General features: G+C 59.8%; 22 protein-coding genes and 1 riboswitch. Of the genes, 16 read left to right on the top strand and 6 right to left on the bottom strand.

Annotation, left to right across the window (positions count from 1 at the left end; all coding sequences use genetic code 11):
• Positions 1 to 206 precede the first annotated feature (206 nt).
• Positions 207 to 1,418 carry an RNA polymerase sigma factor gene (locus PTZ19_RS19430; RefSeq protein WP_276356869.1) on the bottom strand — a complete coding sequence of 404 codons (1,212 nt, stop codon included), beginning with the start codon at positions 1,416 to 1,418 and terminating at the stop codon, positions 207 to 209.
• Positions 1,419 to 1,459: 41 nt separating this feature from the next.
• Positions 1,460 to 1,894, bottom strand: a complete 435-nt coding sequence (locus PTZ19_RS19435; protein WP_276356838.1) for a YciI family protein — start codon at positions 1,892 to 1,894, stop codon at positions 1,460 to 1,462.
• Positions 1,895 to 2,121: 227 nt separating this feature from the next.
• Between PTZ19_RS19435 and PTZ19_RS19440 the strand changes: the two genes are divergently transcribed.
• From PTZ19_RS19440 to PTZ19_RS19460, 5 genes are all read left to right on the top strand, one after another.
• Positions 2,122 to 3,030 carry an NAD(P)/FAD-dependent oxidoreductase gene (locus tag PTZ19_RS19440; protein WP_276356839.1) on the top strand — a complete coding sequence of 303 codons (909 nt, stop codon included), beginning with the start codon at positions 2,122 to 2,124 and terminating at the stop codon, positions 3,028 to 3,030.
• 21 nt (positions 3,031 to 3,051) lie between these two features.
• Complete coding sequence (locus PTZ19_RS19445; protein WP_276356841.1) at positions 3,052 to 3,471, top strand: RrF2 family transcriptional regulator; 420 nt, start codon at positions 3,052 to 3,054, stop codon at positions 3,469 to 3,471.
• Positions 3,472 to 3,509: 38 nt separating this feature from the next.
• A complete protein-coding gene (locus tag PTZ19_RS19450; RefSeq protein WP_276356842.1) occupies positions 3,510 to 4,316 on the top strand; it encodes an MBL fold metallo-hydrolase in 807 nt (268 codons plus the stop codon).
• Positions 4,313 to 5,407: an AbrB family transcriptional regulator gene (locus PTZ19_RS19455; RefSeq protein WP_276356843.1), complete on the top strand. Its 1,095-nt coding sequence runs from the start codon at positions 4,313 to 4,315 to the stop codon at positions 5,405 to 5,407. Before PTZ19_RS19450 ends, PTZ19_RS19455 begins: the two co-directional genes overlap by 4 nt.
• 140 nt (positions 5,408 to 5,547) lie before the next feature.
• A complete protein-coding gene (locus tag PTZ19_RS19460; RefSeq protein WP_276356844.1) occupies positions 5,548 to 6,519 on the top strand; it encodes a hypothetical protein in 972 nt (323 codons plus the stop codon).
• A gap of 74 nt (positions 6,520 to 6,593) precedes the next feature.
• On the opposite strand, the gene PTZ19_RS19465 is transcribed toward PTZ19_RS19460, so the two are convergent.
• Positions 6,594 to 7,226: a nitroreductase family protein gene (locus PTZ19_RS19465; RefSeq protein ID WP_276356846.1), complete on the bottom strand. Its 633-nt coding sequence runs from the start codon at positions 7,224 to 7,226 to the stop codon at positions 6,594 to 6,596.
• Positions 7,227 to 7,243: 17 nt separating this feature from the next.
• Positions 7,244 to 8,233, bottom strand: a complete 990-nt coding sequence (locus tag PTZ19_RS19470) for a DMT family transporter (protein WP_276356847.1) — start codon at positions 8,231 to 8,233, stop codon at positions 7,244 to 7,246.
• 127 nt (positions 8,234 to 8,360) lie between these two features.
• Here PTZ19_RS19470 and PTZ19_RS19475 point away from each other — a divergent pair, with 127 nt between their 5' ends.
• The gene (locus tag PTZ19_RS19475) at positions 8,361 to 9,701 is read left to right on the top strand and encodes an aminotransferase-like domain-containing protein (RefSeq protein ID WP_276356848.1); all 1,341 of its coding nucleotides are present in this window, start codon (positions 8,361 to 8,363) and stop codon (positions 9,699 to 9,701) included.
• 11 nt (positions 9,702 to 9,712) lie between these two features.
• Here PTZ19_RS19475 and PTZ19_RS19480 read toward each other — a convergent pair whose 3' ends face one another.
• Together PTZ19_RS19480 and PTZ19_RS19485 are read right to left on the bottom strand one after the other, a co-directional pair.
• Positions 9,713 to 10,972 (bottom strand): HAMP domain-containing sensor histidine kinase, encoded by a 1,260-nt coding sequence (locus tag PTZ19_RS19480; protein WP_276356850.1) that lies wholly within the window; start codon positions 10,970 to 10,972, stop codon positions 9,713 to 9,715.
• Positions 10,969 to 11,643, bottom strand: a complete 675-nt coding sequence (locus PTZ19_RS19485; RefSeq protein WP_276356852.1) for a response regulator transcription factor — start codon at positions 11,641 to 11,643, stop codon at positions 10,969 to 10,971. The genes PTZ19_RS19480 and PTZ19_RS19485 overlap by 4 nt, the downstream gene beginning before the upstream one ends.
• Before the next feature lie 256 nt (positions 11,644 to 11,899).
• Between PTZ19_RS19485 and nfsA the strand changes: the two genes are divergently transcribed.
• The 10 genes from nfsA to PTZ19_RS19535 all read left to right on the top strand — a co-directional run bounded on the left by nfsA (position 11,900) and on the right by PTZ19_RS19535 (position 25,387).
• Complete coding sequence (gene nfsA, locus PTZ19_RS19490) at positions 11,900 to 12,652, top strand: oxygen-insensitive NADPH nitroreductase (RefSeq protein ID WP_276356853.1); 753 nt, start codon at positions 11,900 to 11,902, stop codon at positions 12,650 to 12,652.
• Positions 12,653 to 12,764: 112 nt separating this feature from the next.
• Entirely contained in the window at positions 12,765 to 13,145 is a 381-nt protein-coding gene (locus PTZ19_RS19495) for an ArsR/SmtB family transcription factor (RefSeq protein ID WP_276356855.1), read from the top strand.
• Positions 13,129 to 15,270 (top strand): heavy metal translocating P-type ATPase, encoded by a 2,142-nt coding sequence (locus tag PTZ19_RS19500; protein ID WP_276356856.1) that lies wholly within the window; start codon positions 13,129 to 13,131, stop codon positions 15,268 to 15,270. Before PTZ19_RS19495 ends, PTZ19_RS19500 begins: the two co-directional genes overlap by 17 nt.
• A 519-nt stretch (positions 15,271 to 15,789) precedes the next feature.
• On the top strand, positions 15,790 to 16,584 hold the full coding sequence (locus tag PTZ19_RS19505; RefSeq protein ID WP_276356857.1) for an ABC transporter ATP-binding protein: 795 nt from the start codon (positions 15,790 to 15,792) through the stop codon (positions 16,582 to 16,584).
• Complete coding sequence (locus PTZ19_RS19510; protein ID WP_276356858.1) at positions 16,581 to 17,384, top strand: ABC transporter permease; 804 nt, start codon at positions 16,581 to 16,583, stop codon at positions 17,382 to 17,384. Before PTZ19_RS19505 ends, PTZ19_RS19510 begins: the two co-directional genes overlap by 4 nt.
• A 7-nt stretch (positions 17,385 to 17,391) precedes the next feature.
• Positions 17,392 to 18,174 carry an ABC transporter permease gene (locus tag PTZ19_RS19515; RefSeq protein ID WP_276356859.1) on the top strand — a complete coding sequence of 261 codons (783 nt, stop codon included), beginning with the start codon at positions 17,392 to 17,394 and terminating at the stop codon, positions 18,172 to 18,174.
• Positions 18,175 to 18,347: 173 nt separating this feature from the next.
• A complete protein-coding gene (locus PTZ19_RS19520; protein WP_276356862.1) occupies positions 18,348 to 21,401 on the top strand; it encodes a hybrid sensor histidine kinase/response regulator in 3,054 nt (1,017 codons plus the stop codon).
• Between the two features lie 94 nt (positions 21,402 to 21,495).
• Complete coding sequence (locus PTZ19_RS19525) at positions 21,496 to 22,629, top strand: response regulator (RefSeq protein WP_276356863.1); 1,134 nt, start codon at positions 21,496 to 21,498, stop codon at positions 22,627 to 22,629.
• A gap of 131 nt (positions 22,630 to 22,760) precedes the next feature.
• A riboswitch (cyclic di-AMP (ydaO/yuaA leader) is annotated at positions 22,761 to 22,898 on the top strand.
• Between the two features lie 6 nt (positions 22,899 to 22,904).
• Entirely contained in the window at positions 22,905 to 23,636 is a 732-nt protein-coding gene (locus PTZ19_RS19530) for a CAP domain-containing protein (protein WP_276356864.1), read from the top strand.
• 176 nt (positions 23,637 to 23,812) lie between these two features.
• Positions 23,813 to 25,387, top strand: coding sequence for a sensor domain-containing diguanylate cyclase (locus tag PTZ19_RS19535; RefSeq protein ID WP_276356866.1), 1,575 nt, complete (start codon positions 23,813 to 23,815; stop codon positions 25,385 to 25,387).
• Positions 25,388 to 25,849: the final 462 nt, after the last annotated feature.

The raw sequence follows: 25,849 nt of genomic DNA on the forward strand, positions 1-25,849 counted from the left end.
GCGTTTTCCCTCCTTCCTTGCCGGAATCGTTGTTTCAGAGTCGCCTCTACTTAGACAACGAACGGATAGACGGGAAATCGACAACCGAAAAGAAAAAACTCCCCTCAGAAGCGAACGAATGGAGGGGTACGCGGGCTGTAAGCGCAATGGAACAAAAAAAGGCCCCTGCGGGGCCTGGATCGGGTTAACAGTCTCGGTTCTTCCGGCTAACTCTCGGCGCATTCCGCGGCCCGTTTCAGAAGCAGTTCCTGCTCGCGCGAATTGCGCGTCATCGAGGCCGCCCGTTTGAATTCCGCGCATGCTTCGTCCTTACGGCCCAATTTCATCAGGAAGTCGCCGCGCACGCTGGGCAGCAGGTGATAATTCTTCATCGACGGCTCCTCCGTCAGTCCGTCGACGATCTCGAGGCCGACCGCCGGGCCGAACGCCATCGACAGCGCCACCGCGCGGTTCAACTCCACGACGGGCGACGGCGCGACCTGCGCCAGCGCGTCATACAATGCCGCGATTCTCGTCCAATCCGTCTCGGACGCTTGGCGGGCCCTGGCGTGGCAAGCGGCGATGGCCGCTTGGAGCGCATACGGGCCGAACGGTCTGCCGATCCGCTCCGCTTGCTCCAGCGCGGCCAAGCCGCGGCGGATGTGCAGCTGGTCCCAGAGCACCCGGTTCTGATCCATCAGGAGGATCGGCTCTCCGGTTGCGCCGACCCGAGCTTTGAACCGCGAGGCCTGGATTTCCATCAGCGCCACGAGCCCATGGACTTCCGGCTCCGCGGGAGCGATTCTCGCCAGGATCCGTCCGAGGCGCAGCGCTTCCTCGCACAGCATCGGCCGGATCCAATTGCCGCCGGACGTCGCGGAGTACCCCTCGTTGAACATGAGGTAAATCACTTCGAGCACCGAGGACAGCCGGGCCGCAAGCTCGTCCTTCGGCGGCAGCTCGAAGGGCACGCGCGCCGCCGCGAGCGTCCGTTTGGCCCGCACGATCCGCTGGGCGACGGTGGGTTCGGGGACGAGGTAAGCGCTGGCGATTTCGTCGGTCGTGAGCCCGCCGAGCAGCCGCAGGGTGAGCGCGACCCGCGCTTCGGTCGACAAGACGGGGTGGCAGGTCGTGAAAATCAAGCGCAGCAGATCGTCCCCGATATTGTCGTCCAGCGCCGCGTCCCAATCCTCTTCCTGCCGGGTGTTCAAATCGCGGCCGATCTCTTCGTATTTGCGGTCCCGCAGCTTGTTTCGGCGGAACAAGTCCAGCGCCCGGTTTTTGGCGGCGGTCATCAGCCAGGCGCCCGGATTGTCCGGCACGCCCGAGACGGGCCAACGCTCGAGCGCCGCGATCAGCGCTTCCTGCGCCAAATCTTCGGCCAGTCCGACGTCTCGCACCATCCGCGTCAGGCTGGCGATGATTTTGGCCGATTCCATTCTCCACACCGCATCGATCGTCCGCTGAATCCGGGAATCCGTCACGGGCGCTTCTTCCTTGTCACGTGCTCCCGCAATTCGATTTCTTTCGCCAGCCAATCCGCATTTTCGTTAATCTCCGGCGCCTCGAAAATTTGCCTGAGTTCGATCGAGCCTTCGCCGGACGGGTACGGATTCGGCATGCGCCTTGCCCACTCGATCGCTTCTTCTTTCGAGCTGACTTCGATGATCGTGAATCCCGCGATCAATTCTTTGGCCTCCGTGAAGGGCCCATCCATGATTTTGGGCTTGCCTCCCGCAGCGGAATACGAGATCCGCACCGCCGCGGAACTAGGGTAGAGGCCCTCCGCCGCCACCAGCGCGCCGGCTTTCGCCAATTCCTCGTTGTACTTCATCATCGCGTCGGCAAGCTCCTGGCTCGGCTTCTCGCCGGCCTCCGTTTCGTTCGTGGCATGAACGAGCAACATGAATCTCATGTCAAAAACTCCTTCCCATCCGAGAAATTTGGCTTCCGTATAGACAACGAACAATGCGCGACGAAATCGACTGCGGGAGTTTCTATTTATCATAAAAAAGTTTGAAATATTTTACCAGAACAAGTTCGTAGAGTGGGGCTGCCGAACCCGACCTTGACGCAATTGCTCATAAGAGATATTATAGACCCACAAAGTCCACAATCAAAATGAGAAAGCAGGTGCCCCACATGTACGATTGCGCGATTATCGGAGGCGGACCGGCCGGCCTCAATGCCGCGTTAGTGCTCGGTCGGGCAAGAAGGACGGTTGTCCTGTTCGACGACCGGCAAGCCCGGAACAAAGTGACGCATGCCTCACACGGATTTATCACCCGGGACGGAATCGAACCGGGGGAGTTCAGGCGGATCGCGCTGGACGAAATCCAGCGTTATCCCTCGGTCCGATTCAAGGAAGAAACGGCAACCGATATCCGCCGAACGGAAGAAGGGTTCGAAATCCGGTCGGCGGGCGGAGAGACGATTCAAGCCCGCAAAACGATTCTGGCTGCCGGACTGAAGGAAGAGTTTCCCGAAATCCCGGGGCTGCGCGATTTCTACGGCCGGAGTCTGTTCAATTGCCCGTATTGCGACGGCTGGGAATTGCGGGATCAACCGCTCGTTCTGCTGTCGGAGGACGAACGGGCCGCCCATATGGCCAAAATCCTGTATAACTGGAGCCGAGATTTAATCATATGCACGAACGGCCGCCGCCCGCTTACGGAGGAACGGATCGGGAAGCTTGCGTCGCGGGGCATCCGGGTGATCGAGACTCCGGTTACCGAATTGTACGGCCAGAGCGGCAAGCTGGAGCAGGTGCGGTTCGCGGACGGATCCCGCATCGAACGGACCGGGGGATTCGTCACCCCGAAATGGATTCCGAAGGCGTCGTCCTTTGCCGAGCAGTTAGGGTGCGAGACGACGGACCTGGGGGCGATCCGAACCGACGCCATGGGGAAAACCGGCGTCCCGGGGCTGTTCGCGGCGGGAGACGCGGCTTACGTGGGACCGTCTCAACTGATTTATGCCGCCGCCTCCGGAAGCAAAGCCGCGATGATGGTGAACGCGGATTTGACCGACGAAGACTTCCCCGACTTATAAGCCGAGGAACGGAGGATCATCATGAAATATTCGCAGGCGACGGATTACGCGCTTCACGCGATGCTGCTTCTGGTTTCCGAAGAATCGGACAGACCGACGAGCGTTCAATCGTTGGCCGAGAAGCTGCGCGTGTCCCCGACGTATCTCTCGAAATTGCTGGCCAAGCTGGTCAAGGCCGGCTTGATCCGGTCCATGCCCGGCGCGAACGGCGGGTACCGGCTCAAGCGCGGCCGGGACGAAATTTCTTTCCTGGACGTGATCCAAGCGATCGAAGGGAACGCCTCGATGTTCGAGTGCAGCTTCGAACACGGCAGCGAGTGCCTGATCCAGCAAGTCGTGTCGGAAGCCGAACGGCAGATGGAGGGTTATTTGGAGAACCGAAAGCTGGCAGAGCTCGCGGCGGAGTTGAAAAGCAGACAGACCGCACGACGGCACGACTGAAGTTTAAATGAGGAAACGAAAGGTTTACAATAGATTCGTTGGTTCGATCTTCAAGCGAGGGGAAGCTGCCGGGCTTCTCCATGGACGGCAAATCGATGCAGAGAGAGGGCGATACCATGCGAATCGCGGAAGGCGTAGAAATGTTGGAGCTGAATTTGGGGCCGATGACGATCCACCCGGTGATCCTGTTCGACCGGGATTCGTGGACGTTGGTCGACACGGGGATGCCGTTCTCGGTACCGGCGCTGCGTGAACTGGCGAAGCAAGCCGGAGTCGGGGATTTGCCGCTGCGGAACGTCTTGCTGACGCACCAGGACATCGACCATATCGGCGGATTGCCGGGCATTCTGGCGGAGGAGCGTGAGGCTCCGGTCGTCTATGCCCATCCGGACGACGCGCCGGCGATCGACGGCAAGCAGCCATTCGTGAAAATCACGCCGGAGCGGGTCGAACAGCTTCGGCAGCAGATGTCTCCATCCGACTTCGGGTTGTTCGAGCGGACGTTCCTGCATCCGACGCGTCCGAACGTGGACCGGACATACGCGGACGGCGAGACGCTGCCGATCGGCGGGGGTTTGACCGTCATCCATACGCCGGGACATACGCCCGGCCATGTCAGCCTGTATCATCAGCCGACCCGGACGCTGATCGCGGGAGACGCCATGGTCGCCGCGGAAGGCGAATTGAACGGGCCGAATGCCCGGGTCACCCCGAACATGGAACAAGCCATGGAATCTTTGAAGAAATACAAAAATTTCGACGTCGCACGGGTCGTCTGCTACCATGGCGGACTCGTCGAAGGCGACGTCAACGAACGCATCGCCAAGCTGGCTGACCGATCGTGATCCGCGTCGCTCTCGCGCTCGTTCTGGCGCTGGCGGGGGGCGGGCTGTTCACGGTCATCCATATTCCGCTGCCTTGGCTGCTCGGGCCGATGACCGCGGTGTTTCTCGGCGCCCGCCTGATCAAGGGGTTCCAGCTGAAGTGGCCCGGCTCGCTGCGCAATACCGCCATGATCATCATCGGCTACTCGTTCGGCCTGTCGCTCACGACGGAGGCGCTTGCCGATATGGGCAGGCAGTTGCCCACGATGGTGCTGATGACGGTGCTGCTGATGGTGTTCAGCGCCCTGATCGCCTTCACGGTCGCGAAAATCACCGGCGACCCGCTGCCGACCGTCCTGCTCGGCAGCGTGCCCGGCGGGTTGTCGCAAATGCTCATTTTGGCCGAAGAAGCCCAAGGGGTCGACCTGACGATCGTGACGTTCATGCAGGTATCTCGGCTGATGATGATCATTTTCTGCGTGCCGCTGTTGATCTTCAGCCCGCTGTTCGGGGGTACGCATTCGGCGGATGCCGCAGCGGCGGCCGGGAGCGCGGGGGCGGATTGGGGCGGCTTGTTCCCGAATATCCTGCCGTTCGCCGCCGTCTGCGTGGCCGCGGCGTTCCTGGCGCAGAAAATCCGGTTTCCGACCGCGTTCCTGCTCGGCCCGATGATCGTAACCGCCGTGCTCCACCTGTCCGGCGCGTACGGTCCGGCGCTGCCGACGCCGCTGCTGAATGCCGCGCAGCTGCTCATCGGCGGCTATGTCGGCTTATTGCTCCATCCGGAGAACCTGGAGCACAAAGTCCGCACGATCGGACTCGCCATCCTGAGCGGGCTCGCGCTGATCGCGGGCTCGCTGGGCTTCAGCGTACTCCTGACGGAGCTGCACCCGATCTCCGCGGCGACGTCGTTCCTGAGCCTGGCGCCGGGCGGCATGGATCAGATGGGGATCATGGCGAAGGAGGTTCACGGCGATCTCGCGATCGTCAGCTGTTACCAGCTGTTCCGCATTTGGTTCATTTATTTCGCGGTGACTCCGCTCATCCGGCTGATCATCAAACGATTGGCGCCGTCAGGGCATGCCGGCGGCCGGACGGCAGGCGAGCGCTGAAGGACCTTGGTTATAAGAGGATGCTACGAACCGGCGGGGACGTTACGATCTCCGGCGGTTTGTTTCGTTTAACGGTCCGTTTTGAACGCATGGTATACTGGTTTCGAGGCTGTACGACATTCCCATGCGGGAGGCGCGAAATGGCGGCTAATCGTTCGGTTATCGAGTGGTTGCTGGACTCCGATCCTTCAATCCGTTGGCAAGTCATGCAGGACCTGATCGGCGCGCCTGCGGAGAAGACGGCGGCCGAACGGGCGAGGGTGGCCGCCGAAGGCTTCGGCGCCCGGTTGCTCGCCCTGCAGAGGCCTGACGGCACGTGGGGCGGCGCGGCGTGGAACCGCGGGTGGGACTCCACGATGCACGTCCTGACGCTGCTGCGGGAACTGGGACTTGATCCCGCGTGCGCCGAGGCACGCCGAGCGGTAGGCTTGGTCCGCGACCGGGTGACGTGGCGGGGGTGGGACTTGGACGGCGCGTGGCGGGGAGAGGAATGGACGGGAAATCCTTTCTTCGCGGGCGAGGTCGAGCCTTGCATCAACGGACAGGCGGCGGCGAGCGGCGCTTACTTCGGGCAGGACGTCCGACGGATCATCGGCCGTTTGCTGGGCGAGCAGCTGCCCGACGGCGGCTGGAACTGCGAGGCCGGGAACGGCTCGACTGCGTCGTCGTTCAACACCACGATCTGCGTGCTGGAAGCCCTGCTCGAATACGAACTGGCCGGCGGGGGCAGCGCCGAGGTGACGGAAGCCCGCCTTCGCGGGCAGGAGTACCTCCTCGAGCGCAGGCTTTTCCGGCGGCGGTCGACAGGCGAGGCGATCGAGCGGGATCGCAAAGGCGGAGCCGACTGGACGCGCTTCTCTTTTCCGACTTGGTGGCATTACGACGTGCTGCGGGGATTGGAGTACCTCCGCAGAGCCGGCGCCAAGCCGGACGAGCGCGCGGCCGAAGCGATCGGGCTGGTAGAGTCGAAGAGGGGCGAAGACGGCAGGTGGCTGCTGGAGTATCGGCATCCAGGCACGATGGCGGCCGAAGTGGACGAGGGAGAGGGCCGCCCGAGCCGATGGAACACGCTGCGCGCTTTGCGAGTATTGAAATGGTACTCGGAAGGTTAATCATAGATGGCACAAACGCCTTCGTTTCATCGGAAACGAGGGCGTTTGTCTTCCATCTGAAGATGAGCGCAACCTCAAAATCCGTTCCAAACCACCGTTTGTTCGACCGGACGGCGGTAGGAGGGGCGGGCCGGTGCGGCCGCCTTGCCGATGGCCACGAGCAGGACCGGCACGTAGCGGCTGGGGATTCGGAACGTTTCGGACAACCCGGCGGCGTCGAATCCGCCGAGCGGGCACGAATCCAAGCCCGCCGCCTTCGCCGCGAGCATCAGCTGCATGGCGGCCATCGAAGCGCCGCGGAACGCTTGATCGCGCGAAAGCTCAGGGTAACTCGCGTATGCGGATTCGACATCCTTGACCCAGCTTTCCTTCAGTTCTTCCGGCATCAGACCCGCGCGCACGGCATCTCCCAGCACCGCCTCGGCATCCCGGTCCGCCCGCAGATCCCCCAGGACCGCGACCACGGCGGAAGCTTCGACGACCTGGCGCTGGCCGTCCGCGATCGGCAGCAGCTTGGCTTGGGCGGACGGGTCGGAGAACGCAAGGAATTTCCAGGGTTGGATATTCCAGGCCGACGGCGCGGTATTGGCCATTTCCAACAGGTTCGAGATCTCTTGCCTCTCCAGTCGATAACCCGGATCAAAATGCCGGACGGAATGCCGGGTTTTGAACATGGCGAAAACATCGGGTTTGGCGAGTAAAGTCATGGGGAATCTTCTCCTTTTCATGAAATCGAATGGACCGTGGGACGCCGGGTTCGCCGAGTCGCCCTCTTGCGCCCCAGCAGATTCGTGCCGATCACGCCCGCCAAAATCAGCGCGGAGCCGACGACGTGGACAACCGTGAATTCCTCGCCTAGCAGCGTCACCCCCGCCGCGATCGAGACGATCATCGACAAGTGGGTGAACACGCCCGTTTTGGACGCCTCCAGTTTGGAATAGGCATAATTCGACGCCAGCGAACTGACCAGCGAGGACAAGACGCCCAGGTAGAGAACGGCCGCGATGAAACCGCCGTCGGCCATCGGCGCCAGCATGCGGCCTACGTTGCCTGCTGCCGCGTGCTGCGCAACCGACATGACGAGAAATACGGCAAACCCGACGCCTTGCATCCAGTAGCTCATCTCCGCCGGACTGTAGACGTTTCTGAGCGAGCGGGCGAATACGCCGTACCCGGCCGAGGCCAGCACGGATAGCAGCAGCAGCACGATGCCCGCCGTATCGGCCGTGCCGACGCCGTCCCCCTTCATCAGGATCAGGACGGCCACGCCGGAAGCCGAGAGCAAGATGGACGCCTTTTGCCAGCCGGTCGTCGTCTCCTTCAGAAACCAGGAGGCGAACAGCATCGTCAAGAACGGGGTCAAAGCGAAAATGATGCCCCCCTCGGACGAGGAAGCGTGCTCCAGGCCGAACGCCTGGAACGTGAAGAAGGCGATCGGATACAGGGCCGACAGCAAAACGATTTTCATCAACGGTTTGCCCCGGTATCGCAGCCGAACCCGGCCCAGCAGCACCGGAACCGTAAAGGCGGCGAACGAAATCGCGAACCGGAACATCAGCGTATCGATCGGGTCCGCGCGTTCCAGCGCCAGCTTGGTGAACAGAAACGATAATCCGATGATCGTCGGGGTCAGCACCGCGGCGAAATAGGCAAGCGACAGTCCTTTCGCGCGTATGGAAATCCTCTCCTTTGCATGCGGTTCGGAATCGGGCATCGCGAACTTCCGATCCTCTGTTTGCATCGTAAGGCAGGAGGAGAAGCCGAACAACCGCGATTTTCCAGAACTGTATCGATACAGTTCGCCGAATGGCATATAATGAACGTAACAAGGGGGGATCGCGGTGACGAAATACGAGGCCGTTTTCGCGGATCTGGAACGCAAGATGAACGAAGGAGAATACCGTTCGGGGCAGAAGCTTCCGTCCGTACGCGGCGCGGCCGAATCGTACGGATGCAGCGTCAGCACGGTGATCCGGGCTTACACGGAGCTCGAGAAACGCCACTTGATCTATTCGGTCCCGCAAAGCGGCTACTACGTCGTGGCGAAATCCGCCGATCCGCCGGATCGTGGCGACGGCACCCTCATCGACTTCTCGCCCGCCTCGCCGGATTTGAACGTGTTTCCTTATCTGGACTTCCAGCATTGCCTGAACAAGGCGATCGACACCTACAAATACAACCTGTTCACGTACGGCGAATCCAAAGGATTGGAAAAGCTGCGCCATACGCTCGCGTCCCATTTGACGGACAGCAGGGTTTTCGCGAACGCGGAGCGGATCGTGGTGACGTCGGGCGTTCAGCAGGCGCTGGAAATTTTGGCGAAAATGCCGTTTCCGAACGGAAACCGGACGATCTTGGTCGAGCAGCCGAGTTACGATTTCTATTTGCGGTTTCTGGAGGCGGAAGGCCTGCCGGTGATCGGCATCGCCCGAACGGCGGCGGGGATCGACTTGGGAGAGCTCGAAGAGAAGTTCAAGACGGGCGGCATCAAGTTTTTCTATACGATGTCCAGATGCCACAATCCGCTGGGGACGAGTTACAGCGGGAAGGAGAGAAAAGAAATCGCCCGGATGGCCCGCAAATACGGCGTGTACGTCGTCGAAGACGACTACATGGCCGACCTGGGAGACGATCCGGGCTTCGAGCCGATCTATGCGCTGGACGGCGCGTCGCACGTCGTTTATTTGAAAAGTTTTTCCAAAATCATTTTCCCGGGCTTGCGCCTGGGGGCCGCCGTTTTGCCGGAGAGGCTCCTCAAGACGTTTCAGGATTTCAAACGGTACGCGGACACTTCGCTGTTGTCCCAAGCCGCGCTGGAAGTGTACATCCGCAACGGCATGTACGAGCGGCACAAAAGCAAAATCGTCAGCCAGTACGCGGCCCGCATGCGGGCGTTGCGCGACGCCGTGAGGCGTTTCGGCGAAGCGGGACCGATCGAAATCCCGGACGTCTGCTCGGGCGTATACACGCCGTTCAAGCTTCCGCAAACGGTGAATCTGGATCGGTTGACCGAAAGGCTGGAAGCGAGAAACGTGCGCGTCATGCCCGGCAAATCGTTTTACTTGTCGGGTTACTTGGAACGGGAGAAGTTTCTGCGGATCAGCATTTCCCGCGTCCGGCCGGAGCAGATCGAGCAGGGCGTTCAGGCGATCGTCGAGGAAACGAGGCGGGCCGTTCGATAGTCGCGATCGGATTACAAATGCGACCCGCCGGTCGCTCCGGCCAACGTCCCCGATTCCGAAGGCGCCGAGCCGCCGGCTGCGGCCGGGATGGAGCGGGGCAGCCGGACCCGGAACGTCATTCCTTCTCCCGGGCGGCTGTGCGCGGTCACTTCCCCGCCGTGCATTTCCACGATTTTTTTCACGATGGACAAGCCCAAGCCGCTGCCTCCGGCGGATCGGCTGCGGGCTTTGTCGGCTTTGAAAAAACGCTCGAACAGGTGGGGGAGGTCTTCCTCCGAAACCCCGATGCCCGTGTCGGAGATTTCCGCTTCGAGGAAATCTCCGCATTCCGACAGCCGGACGCCGATCGTCCCGCCTTCGGGCGTAAACTTCACGGCGTTGTGGATCAGGTTGGTCCACACCTGGTTCAGCAGATCCGGGTCGGCCGCGATGACCGTCTCGGCCAGATCGACGTCGAACTCCAGCTTCTTGGCTTGCCACTGGGGCTCGCAAGAGAGAATGACCCGGCGAATCTGACGGTCCAACCTAAAGGACTGGGGTTCGAACGGATGCCGGTTGGACTCCAGCGAAGTGAGCTTGAGCAGGTTGTCGCTGAGCTTGGACAGCCGGGCGCATTCGAACTCGATGATCCGCAAATAATGCTGGCGGGTTTCCGGCGTTAGTCCTTCGCTCCGCAACGCGCGTGCAAACCCGCCGATCGACGTCAGCGGAGACTGGAACTCGTGCGAGACGTTGGAGATGAACTCCTGGCGCATCCGCTCCATTTGGCTTAAGTTGCTCACCATTTCATTGAAGTTTTTGACCAAGACGCCCATCTGTCCCAAGCGCCGGGGATCCGCATCCAGCTTGACGTCGTAGTCTCCTTTGGAAATTCTCCGCATGGCGTGAATCCAGGAAATGAACATTTTGATCTGTTGCCTGCCGGGATCGAAAACGAGTCGGATGAGCATCATGACGCCCCCGAACAGATTGACCATCAGGAATGCCGTCAGAATTTGCCGGCCGATCGGGTAGCCCATGTCGGGAAACCAGGTTCGGCAAATGATCGCCATGATCCAATTGGCGAGCAAATAGACGACGATCATGCTGACGTGAATGAAAACCGCCCCCGCGACAAACCATCTCCAAGGTGTCCGCGGTTTCTCCACTTTGCCGTTCGGATCCTGGATCCGCCGCAGGAAATAGGCTTCCTGGGAAGCCAGCAGCTCCTCGTGCCTCTGAAGATGCCTCTGCCGCCAGCGGCCGATCGAACGGAGACCCAGTCGTTTCATTCGCCTGCCTCCAACCGGTAGCCGAGTCCCCGGACCGTCGCGATGCGAAAGCCGAACTTGCAGTCCGGAAACCGCTCCCGAAGCCTTTTAATGTGAACGTCCACGGTCCGCTCGTCCCCTTCGTAGTCATAGCCCCAAATTTGCTCGATCAGCTGCTCGCGCGCGAACGTGATGCCGGGGTAACTCGCCAATTTGAACAAGAGCTCGAATTCCTTCATCGGCAGCGTCATCCGGCCTTCCGGCGTGATCACGGCGTAAGCCTCCCGGTCCAGTTGGATGGTTCCCACGGCGACTTGGCGGGAGATCGAGATTTTATAGCGTTTCAGAAGCGCCTTCACCCGGGCGGCCAATTCCTCCGGATCGAACGGCTTGACGAGATAGTCGTCCGCGCCCAGGCGGAAGCCTTTGACCTTCTGCGACGTCTCGCCTTTGGCCGTCAGCATGAGCAGGGGGACGTCGTACAGCTCCCGCAGCCGCTCGCAGAGCTCCCAGCCGTCCATGGCCGGCATCATGATATCGAGCACGACAAGGTCGGCGGGACCCTGCTCCATCGAAGCCAGCGCGGCCTTGCCGTTCTCCGCCTGCTTGACATCGAAGCCTTCGCGCTCCAGGAACAGGGTGACCAGCTCCCGGATATGGTCATCGTCATCGACTACGAGAATATGCGGCATGGGCTTATCGCCTCCTTTAAGAATGGGCCGGCTGCTCGGCGTCCACGACGGCGGACAGCCGATGCGCGATCACGGGCAGGCATCGGATATCCCCACTTTCTCTATTTCGGTTTCCGTCAACGGATTCGGAATCTTCGTACAGCGTAACGGTTCATTATGAACGGAATATGAATGGCGCAAACCCGCGGTTGTTCGTTGGCAATATGATACAATGCTTCCAAGGAAACCACCAACGTTAGGGATCAGGTGAACAAAGATGAACAAACCGGATGCTTTATCCGAAACGATCGGCGTCATGCAAAGCCACGTTTCGGTTCGAAAATACGCCGCGGAGCCGATTCCGCGCGCGCACTTGCTGGAGATCGTACGGGCCGGCCAAGGCGCCGCCAGCTCGCATTTCGTGCAGGCCTATTCCGTCATCCACGTAACGGATCCGGAGAAGAAGGCGCGAATCGCCGAGCTGTCCCGCAATCCGCACGTCGCGGGCTGCTCGGACTTCCTCTTGTTTTGCGGGGATCTGAAACGGTTGGAACACGCCTGCGGGAAGCAGGGGATCGCCATGGACCACGACAGCTTGGAAAATTTCGTCGTGGCGGTCGTCGATACGGCCTTGATCGCCCAGAACGCGATCACCGCGGCGGAGTCGCTCGGGTACGGCGGCTGCTATATCGGGGGCGTGCGGAACGACCCCGAAGGAATCAGCCGGGTGACGGGGCTGCCCGACAAGGTGTTTCCGTTGTTCGGGCTCTGCCTCGGGGTGCCGGCCGTCCGGAACGAAGTGAAGCCTCGGCTGCCCTTGGAGGCGATTCTCCATGAAAACGTCTACGATGAAGACAAGTACGGGGAGCTGCTGGATCGTTACGACGAAACGATGAAAGCTTATTACCGAGCCCGAACGAGCAACCGGAAAGAGACGAGCTGGACGGAAGAGATGGCCGAATTTTTCAAAGGGAAGCGAAGGGCGCATCTGCGCGGGTTTATCGAGAGCAAAGGCTTTCGTTTGCCGTGAACGCAGGCGGCCGATCGATTTTCATTCAAATGCCCGCTTGATTGTTCGCATTCCGGATGGTAAGCTGAGCTCGAACGATCAAATCATCACTTGAATGACGAGGGGCGGAGCCATGCGGAAATCTCCCGACGTATGCGAAACGTTTTGCTATGACGAAGAGAAGGTGGAGCGACTTAAGCCCGTGGCGAACGATCCGGGCGTCAGCCGGGCGGCGGCTCTGTTCAAAGCTTTGGCGGACGAGACCCGGGCGAAAATCGCCTACGCGCTTTGCCAAGAAACGGAGCTGTGCGTCTGCGACGTCGCTCATGTCACGGGGTCTACCTTGGCGAACGCCTCCCACCATCTGCGTCTGCTGAAAAGCTTGGGTTTGGCCAAGTTCCGCAAGGAAGGCAAGCTGGCGTTTTATTCCCTGGAGGACGACCACGTCCGGCAGCTCATGCTGCTCGCGGTCGCCCACGCGAAGGAAGGTGCCGGGCATGCCGCAGGCGTCTGATCGCGGGAGCGCGGAAGCGCGCGGCGTTTACCGGCTGCAAGGACTCTCGTGCGCGAACTGCGCCGCCCAATTCGAACGCAACGTGAAGGAAATCGACGGCGTCGAGGACGCGGTCCTCAATTTCGGCGCCTCCAAGCTGACCGTGATCGGCCGGGCGACCGTGGAGCAGTTGGAGAAAGCCGGAGCATTCGACGGCATTCAAGTGTATCCGGATCGGCGGAATGCATCGGAGATCAAGGTGCCGTTGTGGCGGAGGCATACGTTTCGCTCTTTCTCCGGTTCCGCCGTGCTGCTGCTTGCGGCCTGGGGGCTAAGCGCGTCCGCCGGCACCGCGGAATGGCCGAGCACGCTTCTGTACGCGGCTGCGATTCTCGCGGGGGGTTACGCGCTGTTCCTGAAGGGACTTCGCAACCTTATCCGGCTTCGGTTCGACATGAATACGCTGATGACCGTCGCCATTCTGGGGGCGGCCGCCATCGGGGAATGGCAAGAAGGAGCCGTCGTCGTGCTACTGTTCGCCTTGAGCGAATGGCTGGAGTCTTACTCCATGGAGAAGGCGCGGAAATCGATCCGTTCCTTGATCGACATGGCGCCTAAGGAAGCCTTGATCCGCCGGGGCGGGGAAGAGAAAACGGTACCGGTGGAAGAAATCTCGGTCGGCGACGTCATGATCTTGAAGCCCGGGCAGCGCGTGGCGATGGACGGCAGGGTGATCCGGGGGAACTCCTCGGTGGACGAAGCGGCGATCACGGGGGAATCCGTGCCCGCGGCCAAGGCGCCGGGAGACGAAGTCTACGCCGGCACGCTCAACGAAGAGGGCCTCCTCGAAGCGGAGGTCACGAAAAGGGCGGAAGATACGACGCTCGCCAAGATCATCCATATGGTGGAGGAAGCGCAGGCGGAAAAAGCCCCGACGCAGGCGTTCATCGACAAGTTCGCGAAATTCTACACGCCCGCCATTCTGCTGATCGCGCTGGGCACGATCCTGTTGCCGCCCCTGTTAGGGCATGGGAGTTGGAGCCAATGGCTCTATGAAGGGCTTGCCTTGCTCGTGGTCGGCTGCCCTTGCGCGCTGGTCGTATCCACCCCCGTCGCCGTCGTGACGGCGATCGGCAATGCCGCCCGTAACGGCGTGCTGATCAAAGGCGGCATCCATCTCGAAGAAATGGGCAGGGTGCGGGCCGTGGCCTTCGATAAGACGGGAACGCTCACCCAAGGGATTCCCGAGGTGACGGACATCGTCAGCTTGTCCGGCACGGACGATCGCCATTGGCTGGGAATCGCCGCCGCGATCGAGAAAAACTCGCTGCACCCGCTCGCTTCCGCGATCGTCCGCCAAGCCGAACGGATGGCGGTCGATCCGGGCGTTTGGAAGATGTCCGATTTCCTGTCGGCGACGGGGAAAGGCGCCCAGGCAAGTTGGAACGGAGCCTTGTATCGGATCGGCAGCCCGGCCTGGTTCCGGGAGCTCGGGATTCCGCTGACCGAGGAAGCGGAATCGCGAACGCTCGCCCTGCAGCAACAAGGAAAAACCGTAATGCTGCTCGCAACGGAAGAGCGGATCGCGGCCTTGTTCGCCGTGGCGGATCAAGTCCGGGCAAGCGGCCGTACGGTGATCCGAAGCTTGAAAGAAGCCGGAATCCGGAAAACGGTGATGCTGACCGGAGACAACCGGACGGCGGCTGCCGCGATCGGCGCCCAGTTGGGCGTCGACGGTACGAAGGCGGAACTCCTGCCGCAACGGAAGCTCGAGGAGATCAAGCGGCTTCTGGCCGAATACGGCAAAGTCGCGATGGTCGGCGACGGCGTCAACGACGCGCCGGCGCTGGCGGCGGCTTCGGTCGGCGTCGCCATGGGCGGCGCTGGCACGGATACGGCGCTCGAGACGGCGGACATCGCGCTGATGGGAGACGATCTCGCGAAGCTGCCGTACACGATCCGGCTCAGCCGCCGGACGCTGCGGGTCATCCAGCAGAATGTCGGCTTCGCGCTCGCGGTGAAACTGATCGCCGTATTGCTGGTCGTCCCGGGCTGGCTCACGTTGTGGATCGCGATTTTCGCCGACATGGGCGCGACGCTGATCGTCATGCTGAACAGCCTGCGTCTGGCGAGGACGAAGCGCTAGGAGGCGCCAAGCAACGCGGGATTCACGATTCCGCCCGTTCTTCCCTCCTCCTGCTGTCCCTAACGGACACCTCGGCCGCTATTTGGCGCGCGAACGCTCACTCCTTCTATCTAACGGACAGAGCGGACCTTATTGGAATCCATGCCACGCGGAAAGCGGGATTTTTTGCGCAATAAGCGCAACCATGACCGTTAGAATTCGAAAAGGGCGATCATTTTCCAAATAACGTCCGCCGTGTCCATTAGCGAGGCGTGTCCAATCCGCGTGAACGATGGAGCCGGGTACGTACAGGGCAACGATAAATAAAAAGACTGCCGAGCCATCGCTCGGCAGTCCGATCCGACACGTTACGTGTCGGCGTATAGGTATTTTAGACAGATTTTAAGCAGAGGTACATATCCTCGTTCCTTATGATAATAGTATAAACCGAAGAAAAAGATAAGTCTATACTTATTTGGAAATATTGGATATATTTCTTCCTGCCTTCAAACAATCGCTTAAAGAGGAGGGAGAATACCGGTGATCGCGCTGGAGGGAATCAGCAAGTCGTATCGCGTGGCCAAACGCGCCGCGGGCTTCAGGGAGGCGGCCAAAGCGCTGTTCTTCCGGGAGCATACGGTCGTGGACGCGCTGCGGAACGTGTCCTTCGATATCCGGGAGGGAGATATCGCGGGCTACATCGGACCGAACGGAGCGGGCAAATCGACCACGATCAAAATCATGTGCGGCATCCTGGTGCCGGAGGCAGGCAGCTGCTCCGTGCTGGGTTACACGCCTTGGAAACAGCGCATGGACTACGTGCGCCGGATCGGCGTGGTCTTCGGTCAGCGCTCGCAGCTCTGGTGGGATGTCCCGGTTATCGATTCGTTCGAAATGCTGCGGCACATTTACAAGATTCCTCCGGCGGATTACCAGCGAACGCTTGCCTTGTTGACGGAAACGCTCGATCTTGGCGACATCGTCCGGACGCCGGTCCGGCAGCTCAGTCTCGGCCAGCGCATGCGGTGCGAGATCGCGGCGTCGCTGCTGCACGAGCCCCGGATCCTGTTCCTGGACGAGCCGACTATCGGACTCGATGCCGCGAGCAAAATCGCCGTCCGCGATTTCATCAAGACGATCAACCGGGAGAAAGGCGTCACGGTGATACTGACGACCCACGACATGAGCGACATCGAGGCGCTCGCGAACCGCATCCTTCTAATCGGCAAAGGAACGTTGCTCTATGACGGCGATCTGCCCGATTTGCGGAGCCGTTACGGCAACGATCCGATGGACGGACTCATCCTGCGGTTATATCGGGAGCATCAGATATGAGCGCCTATCTCGCGATCGGAAAGATCCGTTTCCTCGCCGGCATGCAGTATCGCGCGGCTGCGGCGGCCGGCGTGCTGACGCAGCTGTTCTTCGGCCTCATTTTCCTGATGGTCTACGTGGCATTCTATGACCAGGGAGGCGCGGGGCAGCCGATTTCCCTGCGGGAAGTGGCGGCTTATATCTGGCTGCAGCAAATTTTCCTTTCCTTCATCATGCTATGGCTGCGGGACCCCGAAATCTTCTCTTTGATCACGAGCGGCAATATCGCCTACGAGTTATGCCGGCCGTGCCGGCTGTACGCGTTCTGGTTCGCCAAGCTTCTCGCCACCCGGATCTCCGGCGCGGTCCTGCGATGCTTTCCCATTCTGCTGGCCGTGTTCTTCCTGCCTGCCCCGTACGCTCTGCCCCTCCCGGCGTCTCCCGCCGCATTCGCGCTGTTCGCGGCGGCGCTGCTGATCGGGCTGTGCCTCGTGGTTTCGATCTCCATGCTGATTTATATTTCCGTGTTCTGGACGATGTCGCCGGTCGGTTCGAGTCTCATGGTGTCGGTGGCGGGGGAATTCCTGGCCGGCATGATCGTTCCGGTGCCGCTCATGCCGGGCTGGATGCAGACGGTTGCCTATCTCCTTCCGTTCCGGTGGACGACGGATTTTCCTTTTCGGGTCTATGCGGGGAATATCCCGATCGGGGAAGCCGCATGGGGAATCGGGGTCCAGCTCGCATGGTTCGCCGCGCTTGTCCTATTCGGCCAATGGCTATTGAACCGGGCGCTCCGGCGCGTCGTCGTGCAGGGAGGGTGAGGCGTTCATGCGATTGTACGTCCGATATCTGAGTCTCCTGTTCAGGTCGCAGATGCAGTACCCCTCTTCGTTCTGGCTGCTCTGCTTCGGGCAGTTTTTCATTCCGTTTACCGTGTTTGCCGGATTCTACTTCCTGTTCGAGCGTTTCGGAGAGGTCCGGGGATGGACATTCTACGAGGCGGCGCTTTGCTTCGGCGTCGTGCACCTGGCGTTCTCCATCGCGGAGTGCTTCGCGCGCGGATTCGACGCCTTCTCGAGCCTGGTCGCCGCGGGTGATTTCGACCGCCTGCTGGTCCGTCCGCGCAGTGTGGCTCTCCAAGTGCTGGGTTCCAAGTTCGAGTTCACCCGTTTCGGGCGTTTGCTTCAGGGTTTCGCCGTGCTCGGCATCGCGATCGGCAATCTCCAGGTGGAGTGGAACGCGGTCAAGGCGGCGACGTTGGCGTTCATGGTGATCGGAGGCGCCCTCGTCTTCGCGGGGATTTTCATCCTGGCGGCGACGATGTGCTTTTGGACGGTACAGGCGCTGGAGGTGGCGAATATTTTCACGGACGGAGGCAGGGAGATGGCGCAGTACCCGTTGCACCTTTACGAGAGGTGGGTGCTCGTCTTTTTCACCTTCGTCATCCCGTTCGGAGCCGTCAGCTATTGGCCTTTGCTGTCGGTCCTCGGCAAAACGGACGGTAACGGGCTCCTCTACATGGTCATGCCGCTGGCAAGCGTGCTGTTCTTGCTTCCGTGTCTCGCGGCGTGGAGCTTCGGCGTGCGGCATTACCGTTCGACCGGCTCCTAGGCGGGGACGGTTTCGACGGGAGAACCCGGTGTGTATAATGGAAGATAGAGCCGTACGAAAGCAACTTTTTCCAACCGCAAATTCAGACAGTTCTCGACATCTCGCCGCGCGTCCGATAGACTTTTCTTAAAAGAAGGACATCATGGCACGGCGGATGAGGGAGAACCGGGAATATGGGGAAAAAGCTGGTCGCGTTCATCGTTACGTTCACGATCCTGGCGGCGACTTACGGGATTTTTTTCGCTTACTTCTCTTTCAACGGGAAACAGACGCCGAAAGCCGAAGGCGGCCAGCTGGATTTGACGTCCTGGCGGTTTGCGGACGACGGAATCGTTCCCTTGGACGGGGAATGGACGTTTTACCCGCAGCGGCTATTGTCCCCCGCGGATTTTGCTTCTCCCCCCGAGACCGGAAGCCCTTCGCCCGCGGAGTCCGTCCGCGTGCCCGGGTCTTGGCCCAAGAAAGCGGGCACGACCGGCATGGCGACGTATCGGCTTCGGATCAAGGTCGCGGACGGGGATTCCGTCTACGGCCTGAAAACGTCGTCGATCCAGCTGGCCAACCGGGTGTACATAAACGGCAAAGAAATCGGCGGCAGCGGCGTACCGGCGGAGTCGAAATCCGCCTACCGAGCGGAAAACAGGCCGTTCGTCGGCTATTTCAAGCTTCAGCCCGGCTGGAACGATCTCGTCGTGCAAACGGCCAACTTCGAAATGCCCGCGAGCAGCGGCATCAACGAATCCGTTTACTTGGGCTATTCCGGCCAAATTTCACGGTTGCGCGACCAAGCGACGACGCACGATTGGATCACGGTCGTCTCTTTCCTCATCATGGGGCTGTATTTCATCGGCTTGTTCTCCCAGCGCAAAAGGGACGACTCCCTGATCTTTTTCGGCATGATCTGCCTGTTCTTCGCCTTGTTCGCGAGCACGCGGGGCGAGAGGGTCCTGTATATCCTGTCTGATTCCGTTCCGTTCTGGTTGTTCCTGCGCATTCAGACCCTCTCGGCGCTCGGGGCCGGGCTGGGCTTTTTCCTCTATTTGAACTCGGCGTTCCGGACTTACTGCACAAGGTGGCTCATCCGGGTCGGATGGGCTGCGGGAACGGTCATGATCGTTCTGTCCCTGCTCTTCCTGCCTCAAATCGATACGGCTTCGTTTCGTTTGCTGACGACGGTCTACGCTACATTCCCTTTGTTGTATGCCGTCTACATTTTCGTCACCGCGGCCTTCCACAAAGTGGAGGGCAGCCTCAACCTGGTCGTCGCGGCGATCGCTTTGAACGCGCATGCGCTCATCCAGAACTCGAACGTGTATTTCGCGGTTCCCGTCTATCAGGTGCCTCCCTTCGAGCCTTTCCTGTTCCTGCTGGCGCTGGCCCTCCTTATGTCGCTCCGCTTTTCCAACGCTTATCGTCAGATCGAGAAACTCACCGTACAACTGCTCAAATCGGACAAATTGAAGGACGAGTTCCTGGCACGGACCTCGCATGAGTTCAAGTCTCCGCTCCACGGCATCCTGAACATCGCCAAATCGATGCTCGGAGACGCCGAACAGCCGCCGACGGCCCGGCAGCGGGAGAAGCTGCAGCTCATTACCGGCATTACGGGCCGGCTCTCGCAGCTTGTCTACGACATTTTGGATTTCTCCAAGCTCAAACAAGGAGAGTTGACCGTCGATCCGATGCCGATCGATCTCCATTCGGTCGTCGAAATGCAGGTGCGCATCCACTCGTTCCAATGCGCGGATCGCGATATTCGGCTGGAAAACCGGGTGCCGGTGCATCTGCCTTACGCGCTCGCCGACGAAAGCCGGTTCAGCCAGATCATGAGCAATTTGCTGGACAACGCCGTCCGGCATACGGCGAGCGGCAGCATCGTCGTGACCGCGGCGGAGAACCGGGGGAAAATCGAAATTTCGGTGCAGGATACGGGCGAAGGCATCGATCCGCAAGACCTGCCGCACATTTTCGATGCCTTCAAATCGTTGGACGCGAAAATGGAACGCAGCGGCTTCGGCCTCGGTTTATCCATCGCCAAGCAGCTGGTCGAGCTCCAGCACGGGGAAATCGCGGTGACCTCCGAAAAGGGTGTCGGGACGACGTTTACGTTCACGCTTCCCGTCGCCCAACACAAGAGCCGGCGTGAAGCCGCGAACCGGGGAAGCCGGGCGGGCGCCATCGAGCCGGAGTATTCGTTTCCCACGCCTTATTACCGGGATTTGAAGGGAAAGCATACCGTCCTGATCGTGGACGACCAGTTCCCGAACCTGAAAGTGCTGATCGATGCGCTGGAACCCCTCGGATGCAACGTCATCGCGGTGAAGAACGGATACGAGGCGCTCGAGCAGCTCTCGACGTCCAAGGCAATCGACCTCGTCGTCCTGGACCTCATGATGCCCGGGATATCGGGTTACGAAGTGTGCCAGAAAATCCGCGAAACTTACACGCTGCTCGACCTTCCCGTATTGATGGTCACGGCGGCCATTCAGCCCCAGGACAAGGTGGCTGCCTTCGAGGCGGGCGCCAACGATTTCCTGACGAAACCGTTCGACCTGGCGGAGCTGAAGGCGAGAATCGGCAGCCTGCTGGCGCTTAAGGAGGCATTGGCCAAAGCGGTCGACCTGGAGGTTGCGTTCCTGCAATCGCAGATCAAACCGCATTTTCTGTTCAACGTGCTCAACAGCATCGTTTCTCTCAGCTATACGGACGAGGAACGGTCGCGGAAATTGACGATGGATTTGGCCGATTATTTGCGAGGCAGCTTCCGGTTCAGCAACGTGGAGAGCCGGGTTCCGTTCGGGGAAGAGCTCGATTTGATCCAAACCTACGTCGAGATCGAAAAAGCCAGATTCAAAGACCGGATCCGGTTCGAGTACGACATCAGCGAAGAGGCGTACGGCGCGAACATCCCGCCCCTGCTGCTGCAACCGCTCGTGGAAAACGCGATCCGCCACGGCTTCGCCGACCGCTTCGAAGGGGGGACGGTGCGGATGAAAGCCGACGCGGAGGCGGGAATTTGCCGTTTCGTCATTGAAGACGACGGCGTCGGCATCGAACCCGGCCGCCTGAAGGCATTGCTCGAGACCGGCACGGAAGGGCGGCAGGGCGTCGGCATCCTCAATATCAACAAGCGGTTGAAGTACGAATACGGAACGCAATTGCAGGTGGAAAGCGTACCCGGGCGCGGGACGAGGGTAACCGTGCGGATTCCCGTGGGATCGGCATGAGGCGGATCTTGTGAGAAATCTGGGAGAATGCCGTGCTACAATCCGAAAAGACCGGCGGATGTCCGCCGACGCCTCAGGGTTAGGAGGAGAGCCGTTGATACGCGTCATGATCGTAGAGGATGAGAAGCCGATCCTGGACTTGATGGACAGGCTCGTCAGCCGGCATCCCGCGCTGGAAGTCGCCGGCGCGTTCGTAAGTCCGCTCGAGGCGCTGGATCGGGCAGCGGAACTGAAGCCCGACGCGGCGTTTCTGGATGTCGAGATGCCGAAGATGGGAGGCATCCAGCTGGCGGAAAAGCTGAAGGCGCTGGACGATGAGATGCAAATCGTGTTCACGACGGCGTATCCGGACTACGCGGTGGACGCGTTCCGCGTGAGCGCGGTCGATTATTTGCTCAAGCCGGTCACGCCGGACGCGCTCGAACGGATCGTGGCCAGGCTCGCCAAAAACCACGCGCGCAGGTCCGCCCCTCAGCCGGTTCGGGAGCCGGAGGGCGGACCTTTTGTCCGGTGTCTGGGCACGTTCGAGACGCGGGGGCGGGACGGAACCCTGGTCAATTGGCCGACGCGAAAGACGGAGGAGCTGTTCGCCTATTTCCTCGCGTATCCCAAGCGGCAGGCAGGCAAGTGGCAGCTGGCCGACCTGCTCTGGCCGGATCTGGACGAGGACCGCGGGCTGCATAACGTCCATAACACGGTGTACCGTCTGAAAAAAACGCTCAAGGACGCCGGCATCGAAGCGGATCTGCAGCTGACCAACGAAGGGTATCGGCTGCAAATGCCGCCGGAATTTTCGGATCTGGAGCAGGTGCGCAGCTACATGGACCGTACGGACGCCATAGACGAACGGAACGCGGCGGAAGGCTTGAAGCTGCTTCGTTCATGCACCGGCTCCCTATATGCGGGCAAGGATTACCTGTGGAGCGTCGGGATGGAGATCGAGGTATCCGCGGAGCTTGCCTCGTTATGCCGGATGCTGACCAAGCATTATCTCGGAGTCTCGGACCGGACGTCGGCGAAGGAAACGCTGCGCTTCTACTTGTCCGCCGCGCCGCTTCACGAGGATTTGACCCGGGAGCTTCTGCAGCTGTATGCCGAGGACGGAGAGACGGAGCCGTTTCGGACTCTGTATGGACAATACGCCGCCAGGATGGAAAGCGAACTGGGCGTCGAGCCTTCCGAGGAGATCCGGGAGATGGCGGCTCGCTTCCTCAATCATCGCGTCTAACCAACGATCGCCCGGAGCAACTCCAATTCGCTTCGGGCGATCCTTTTATTTCCGACCCCGTCAAACCGGCATGTTCGCGCGGATGCCAACATTTGTGGCATGAACCCTCCCTGGAAACCTGCTAGACTTAGAGACATTCCAAGCCGAAGTCCGTCATCGGACGCGGGGGATCCATCTTCGGGGTGAAGCCGCATGCCACGCATGCGGCCGGGTCTACTCTTTGACCCGAACCCGTCAGCTAACCTCGCAGGCAAAAAAAGGGAGGAATACCGCAAGTGAAGAACCGTTTTCAAAGAGCAGCCAAATGGATTTCCGTAGGCACGCTGGCCGCGGCAGTCGTCTCGCCGCTGGGATCGGCCGTCGCATCCGCGGCGACGCCAACGACACCCGTACAATATAACGTGTACTACTATTACACCTCCGGCGGCAATTTCGATTGGAACGCCTTGCTGCAGCAATTGTACCGCAACTACCCGGTGCAGACGCAGCCGTCCAAACCGACGACGACCGCTCCGTCTAAGCCGACGACAACGGCACCGTCCAAGCCGACGACAACGGCACCGTCCAAGCCGACGACGACGCCTTCCCAACCAACGACGCCGTCCAAGCCAACGACGTCTCCTTCGACTTCAACGTCGACGTCCAGCTATGCTTCGCAAGTCGTTACGCTGGTGAACCAGGAGCGCGCCAATGCGGGCCTTAAGCCATTGGCCGTGAACTCGCAGCTGGCCAACATGGCATTGGCGAAAGCCAAGGACATGAAAAACAACAACTACTTCGACCACAATTCGCCGACCTACGGCTCTCCGTTCGACATGATGAAGTCGTTCGGCATCAGCTACCGTTATGCCGGCGAGAACATCGCCATGGGTCAGCGGACGCCGCAGGAAGTCATGACGGCCTGGATGAACAGCTCCGGTCACCGGGCGAACATCCTGAACGCCAACTATACCTCGATCGGCGTCGCTTATTATAACGGCGAATGGGTACAAGAATTCATCGGCTGATCCCATTCGATTCCTATCTGACTACAAACCTCGCATCGCCGCTTCATCTCGGCGGCAGCGGGGTTTTTTATTTCGCGGATGACATATTTTGGGATATTAATCGTCCGAAAGTTGTGATATTTTTATGGTGAGTCATTGCTGGATCCCGAAACCATCGCGCATCATGGAGCAAACTCATGACGATCCTTCATTTGATCATCGACTTCGTTCCTTTTCTATTCTTGTTCTATACCGGAGCGGAAGTTCTGCTCCGCGACCCCCGCAACCGGCTTCATCGGCTTACGATGGGCCTGATGTTCTCCTTCAGCCTTCTGTTCCTCGGCGATTATTTCGGTCAAATGTTTCCGCTGGAAGACGCCGCCATGGGCTTCCGTTTCAAGCTTGCCGGCGGTTTTTTCATCATGACGTTCGGGCTGTATTTCTTTCGCGCGTTGAGCAAACCCTCCGGTCAGCCGATATGGTTTCACCTCTGCGCCTTGTTGCCCCTCACCGGCCTGGCGCCTCTCATTGTCTATTTACCCGGCTGCGATCTCGACGTCCTGTCGGGGCCGTACTTCCGATCCGAACAACACGGTCCCAAGTTATTGTTGCTGGTCTACGTTTGCTCCCTCTATTCCATGACCTGGTACCTGGCGATGGTCTGGATGGCCTATCGGAAATCCCGGTCCAGCGATTCGAGCCGGCGGGAAAGCGATCGGATCCGTCTGATCCTGCGCGGCGTCGTCATCTGTTGCGCTTGGGTGCTCATCGCGTTGGCATTGGACGAGCCGCTCCGGGAGCATGTGCCCATGTTTCCGCAGACGGCTTTGAATTCCTTCGCCGTGGTGGCTTTCGCGCTTTTCATCCGCCATGCGATGGTTAACTACGACTTCCTGTCCACTTCGTCCAAGAAGTATCAGATGCTCTTCGATTGGTCGTCGAACGGCATTTTCCTGCTTGACCATCAAGGCAGAATGGTGGAGATCAATCCGACGGCGGCCCGAATGTTAGGCTATTCGGAGGGGGACAAAAGCTGGAAAGGCATACTTTTGGACGATATGGTTACCCTGATGGACAAGAGCCAATACGAGATTTTCGCCCGCTCCATTCGGAATCGACAACCTCTGGAGTTGGAATCCCGCATCCGCAATCGGTCGGGCCGGGAAATGATCGTGGAAACGAAAATGGACTATATCGAAGTGGAAGGGCATTTCTGGAGATTCATCACCAACAAAGACATCACCCAGCAAAAAGAGACGGAGCGCAAGCTGACGGAATTGGCTTATCAGGACTCTTTGACGGGTTTGCTGAACCGGAGACGGTTCATGGAAATATTGAGCGGAAAAATGGAGGGGCATGCGGTTCGTCGCGGCGCGTTCTGCGTATTCGTCCTCGATTTGGATCATTTTAAGACGGTGAACGATACGTTTGGCCACGCCGCGGGAGACGAGATGCTGCGGACCGTCGCGGATCGGTTGAAACGGGCACTCCCCTACTCCGCCTCGATCGGGCGGGTCGGGGGAGACGAATTTTTCATCCTGCTCGATCCTGTCACGAACGAGGAGTCGGTGACGGGCGTCGCGGATGCCGTCGTGAAAGCGCTAAACGAACCGATTCGATTGAACGGGACGTTATACGATTTAACCGCCAGCGTCGGCGTCAGGATCGTCCGCGAGGACATCCCCGACCTCGAGACCGTGCTTCGCGAAGCGGATGCCGCGATGTACGAGGCCAAACAATCCGGGCGTAATCGGTACTGTATTCATGCATAGCAGACGTTTCGAATGACGTAAAAGCTTCCCTTTCTGACGCGAGACCGAGTGACCGGTCTGACCGAGAGGGAAGCTTTTTTCGTCATGCTTTTCCAGCTTCAACTCTTGCTCATGCTTCTCTGAGAATGCTCAGCAAGTCCATTGAAAGAGAACCCAACTTAGGACCGTCTGGCGTAATGGGTTCGGGATATCAGACCGAATCATGGTGCCGTAATGCTTTATGTAACTTTATTACATAACTCAGCCGGATTCCCGTCACCGCGATGTTTTTATGTAACTTTTTTACCTAACTCTGCCGGATTCCCGTCACAGCGATGCTTTTATGTAACTTTTTTACATAACTCTGCCGGATTCCCGTCATAGCGATGTTTTTATGTAACTTTTTTCACTGGCGTTGCATAAACACTGACATCAGCGCGTCTGTTTCTTGAAAATGTATATTGGTGTAAATATTTACATTCG

This window comes from Cohnella caldifontis, from assembly GCF_029360585.1.
Taxonomy (GTDB): domain Bacteria; phylum Bacillota; class Bacilli; order Paenibacillales; family Paenibacillaceae; genus Cohnella; species Cohnella caldifontis.

Coding starts and splice junctions, on each gene's coding strand:
- PTZ19_RS19430 (WP_276356869.1), bottom strand. CDS start 1,418: ATGGAATCGGCCAAAATCATCGCCAGCCTGACGCGGATGGTGCGAGAC.
- PTZ19_RS19435 (WP_276356838.1), bottom strand. CDS start 1,894: ATGAGATTCATGTTGCTCGTTCATGCCACGAACGAAACGGAGGCCGGC.
- PTZ19_RS19440 (WP_276356839.1), top strand. CDS start 2,122: ATGTACGATTGCGCGATTATCGGAGGCGGACCGGCCGGCCTCAATGCC.
- PTZ19_RS19445 (WP_276356841.1), top strand. CDS start 3,052: ATGAAATATTCGCAGGCGACGGATTACGCGCTTCACGCGATGCTGCTT.
- PTZ19_RS19460 (WP_276356844.1), top strand. CDS start 5,548: ATGGCGGCTAATCGTTCGGTTATCGAGTGGTTGCTGGACTCCGATCCT.
- PTZ19_RS19465 (WP_276356846.1), bottom strand. CDS start 7,226: ATGACTTTACTCGCCAAACCCGATGTTTTCGCCATGTTCAAAACCCGG.
- PTZ19_RS19470 (WP_276356847.1), bottom strand. CDS start 8,233: ATGCCCGATTCCGAACCGCATGCAAAGGAGAGGATTTCCATACGCGCG.
- PTZ19_RS19480 (WP_276356850.1), bottom strand. CDS start 10,972: ATGAAACGACTGGGTCTCCGTTCGATCGGCCGCTGGCGGCAGAGGCAT.
- PTZ19_RS19485 (WP_276356852.1), bottom strand. CDS start 11,643: ATGCCGCATATTCTCGTAGTCGATGACGATGACCATATCCGGGAGCTG.
- nfsA (WP_276356853.1), top strand. CDS start 11,900: ATGAACAAACCGGATGCTTTATCCGAAACGATCGGCGTCATGCAAAGC.
- PTZ19_RS19495 (WP_276356855.1), top strand. CDS start 12,765: ATGCGGAAATCTCCCGACGTATGCGAAACGTTTTGCTATGACGAAGAG.
- PTZ19_RS19500 (WP_276356856.1), top strand. CDS start 13,129: ATGCCGCAGGCGTCTGATCGCGGGAGCGCGGAAGCGCGCGGCGTTTAC.
- PTZ19_RS19510 (WP_276356858.1), top strand. CDS start 16,581: ATGAGCGCCTATCTCGCGATCGGAAAGATCCGTTTCCTCGCCGGCATG.
- PTZ19_RS19515 (WP_276356859.1), top strand. CDS start 17,392: ATGCGATTGTACGTCCGATATCTGAGTCTCCTGTTCAGGTCGCAGATG.
- PTZ19_RS19520 (WP_276356862.1), top strand. CDS start 18,348: ATGGGGAAAAAGCTGGTCGCGTTCATCGTTACGTTCACGATCCTGGCG.
- PTZ19_RS19535 (WP_276356866.1), top strand. CDS start 23,813: ATGACGATCCTTCATTTGATCATCGACTTCGTTCCTTTTCTATTCTTG.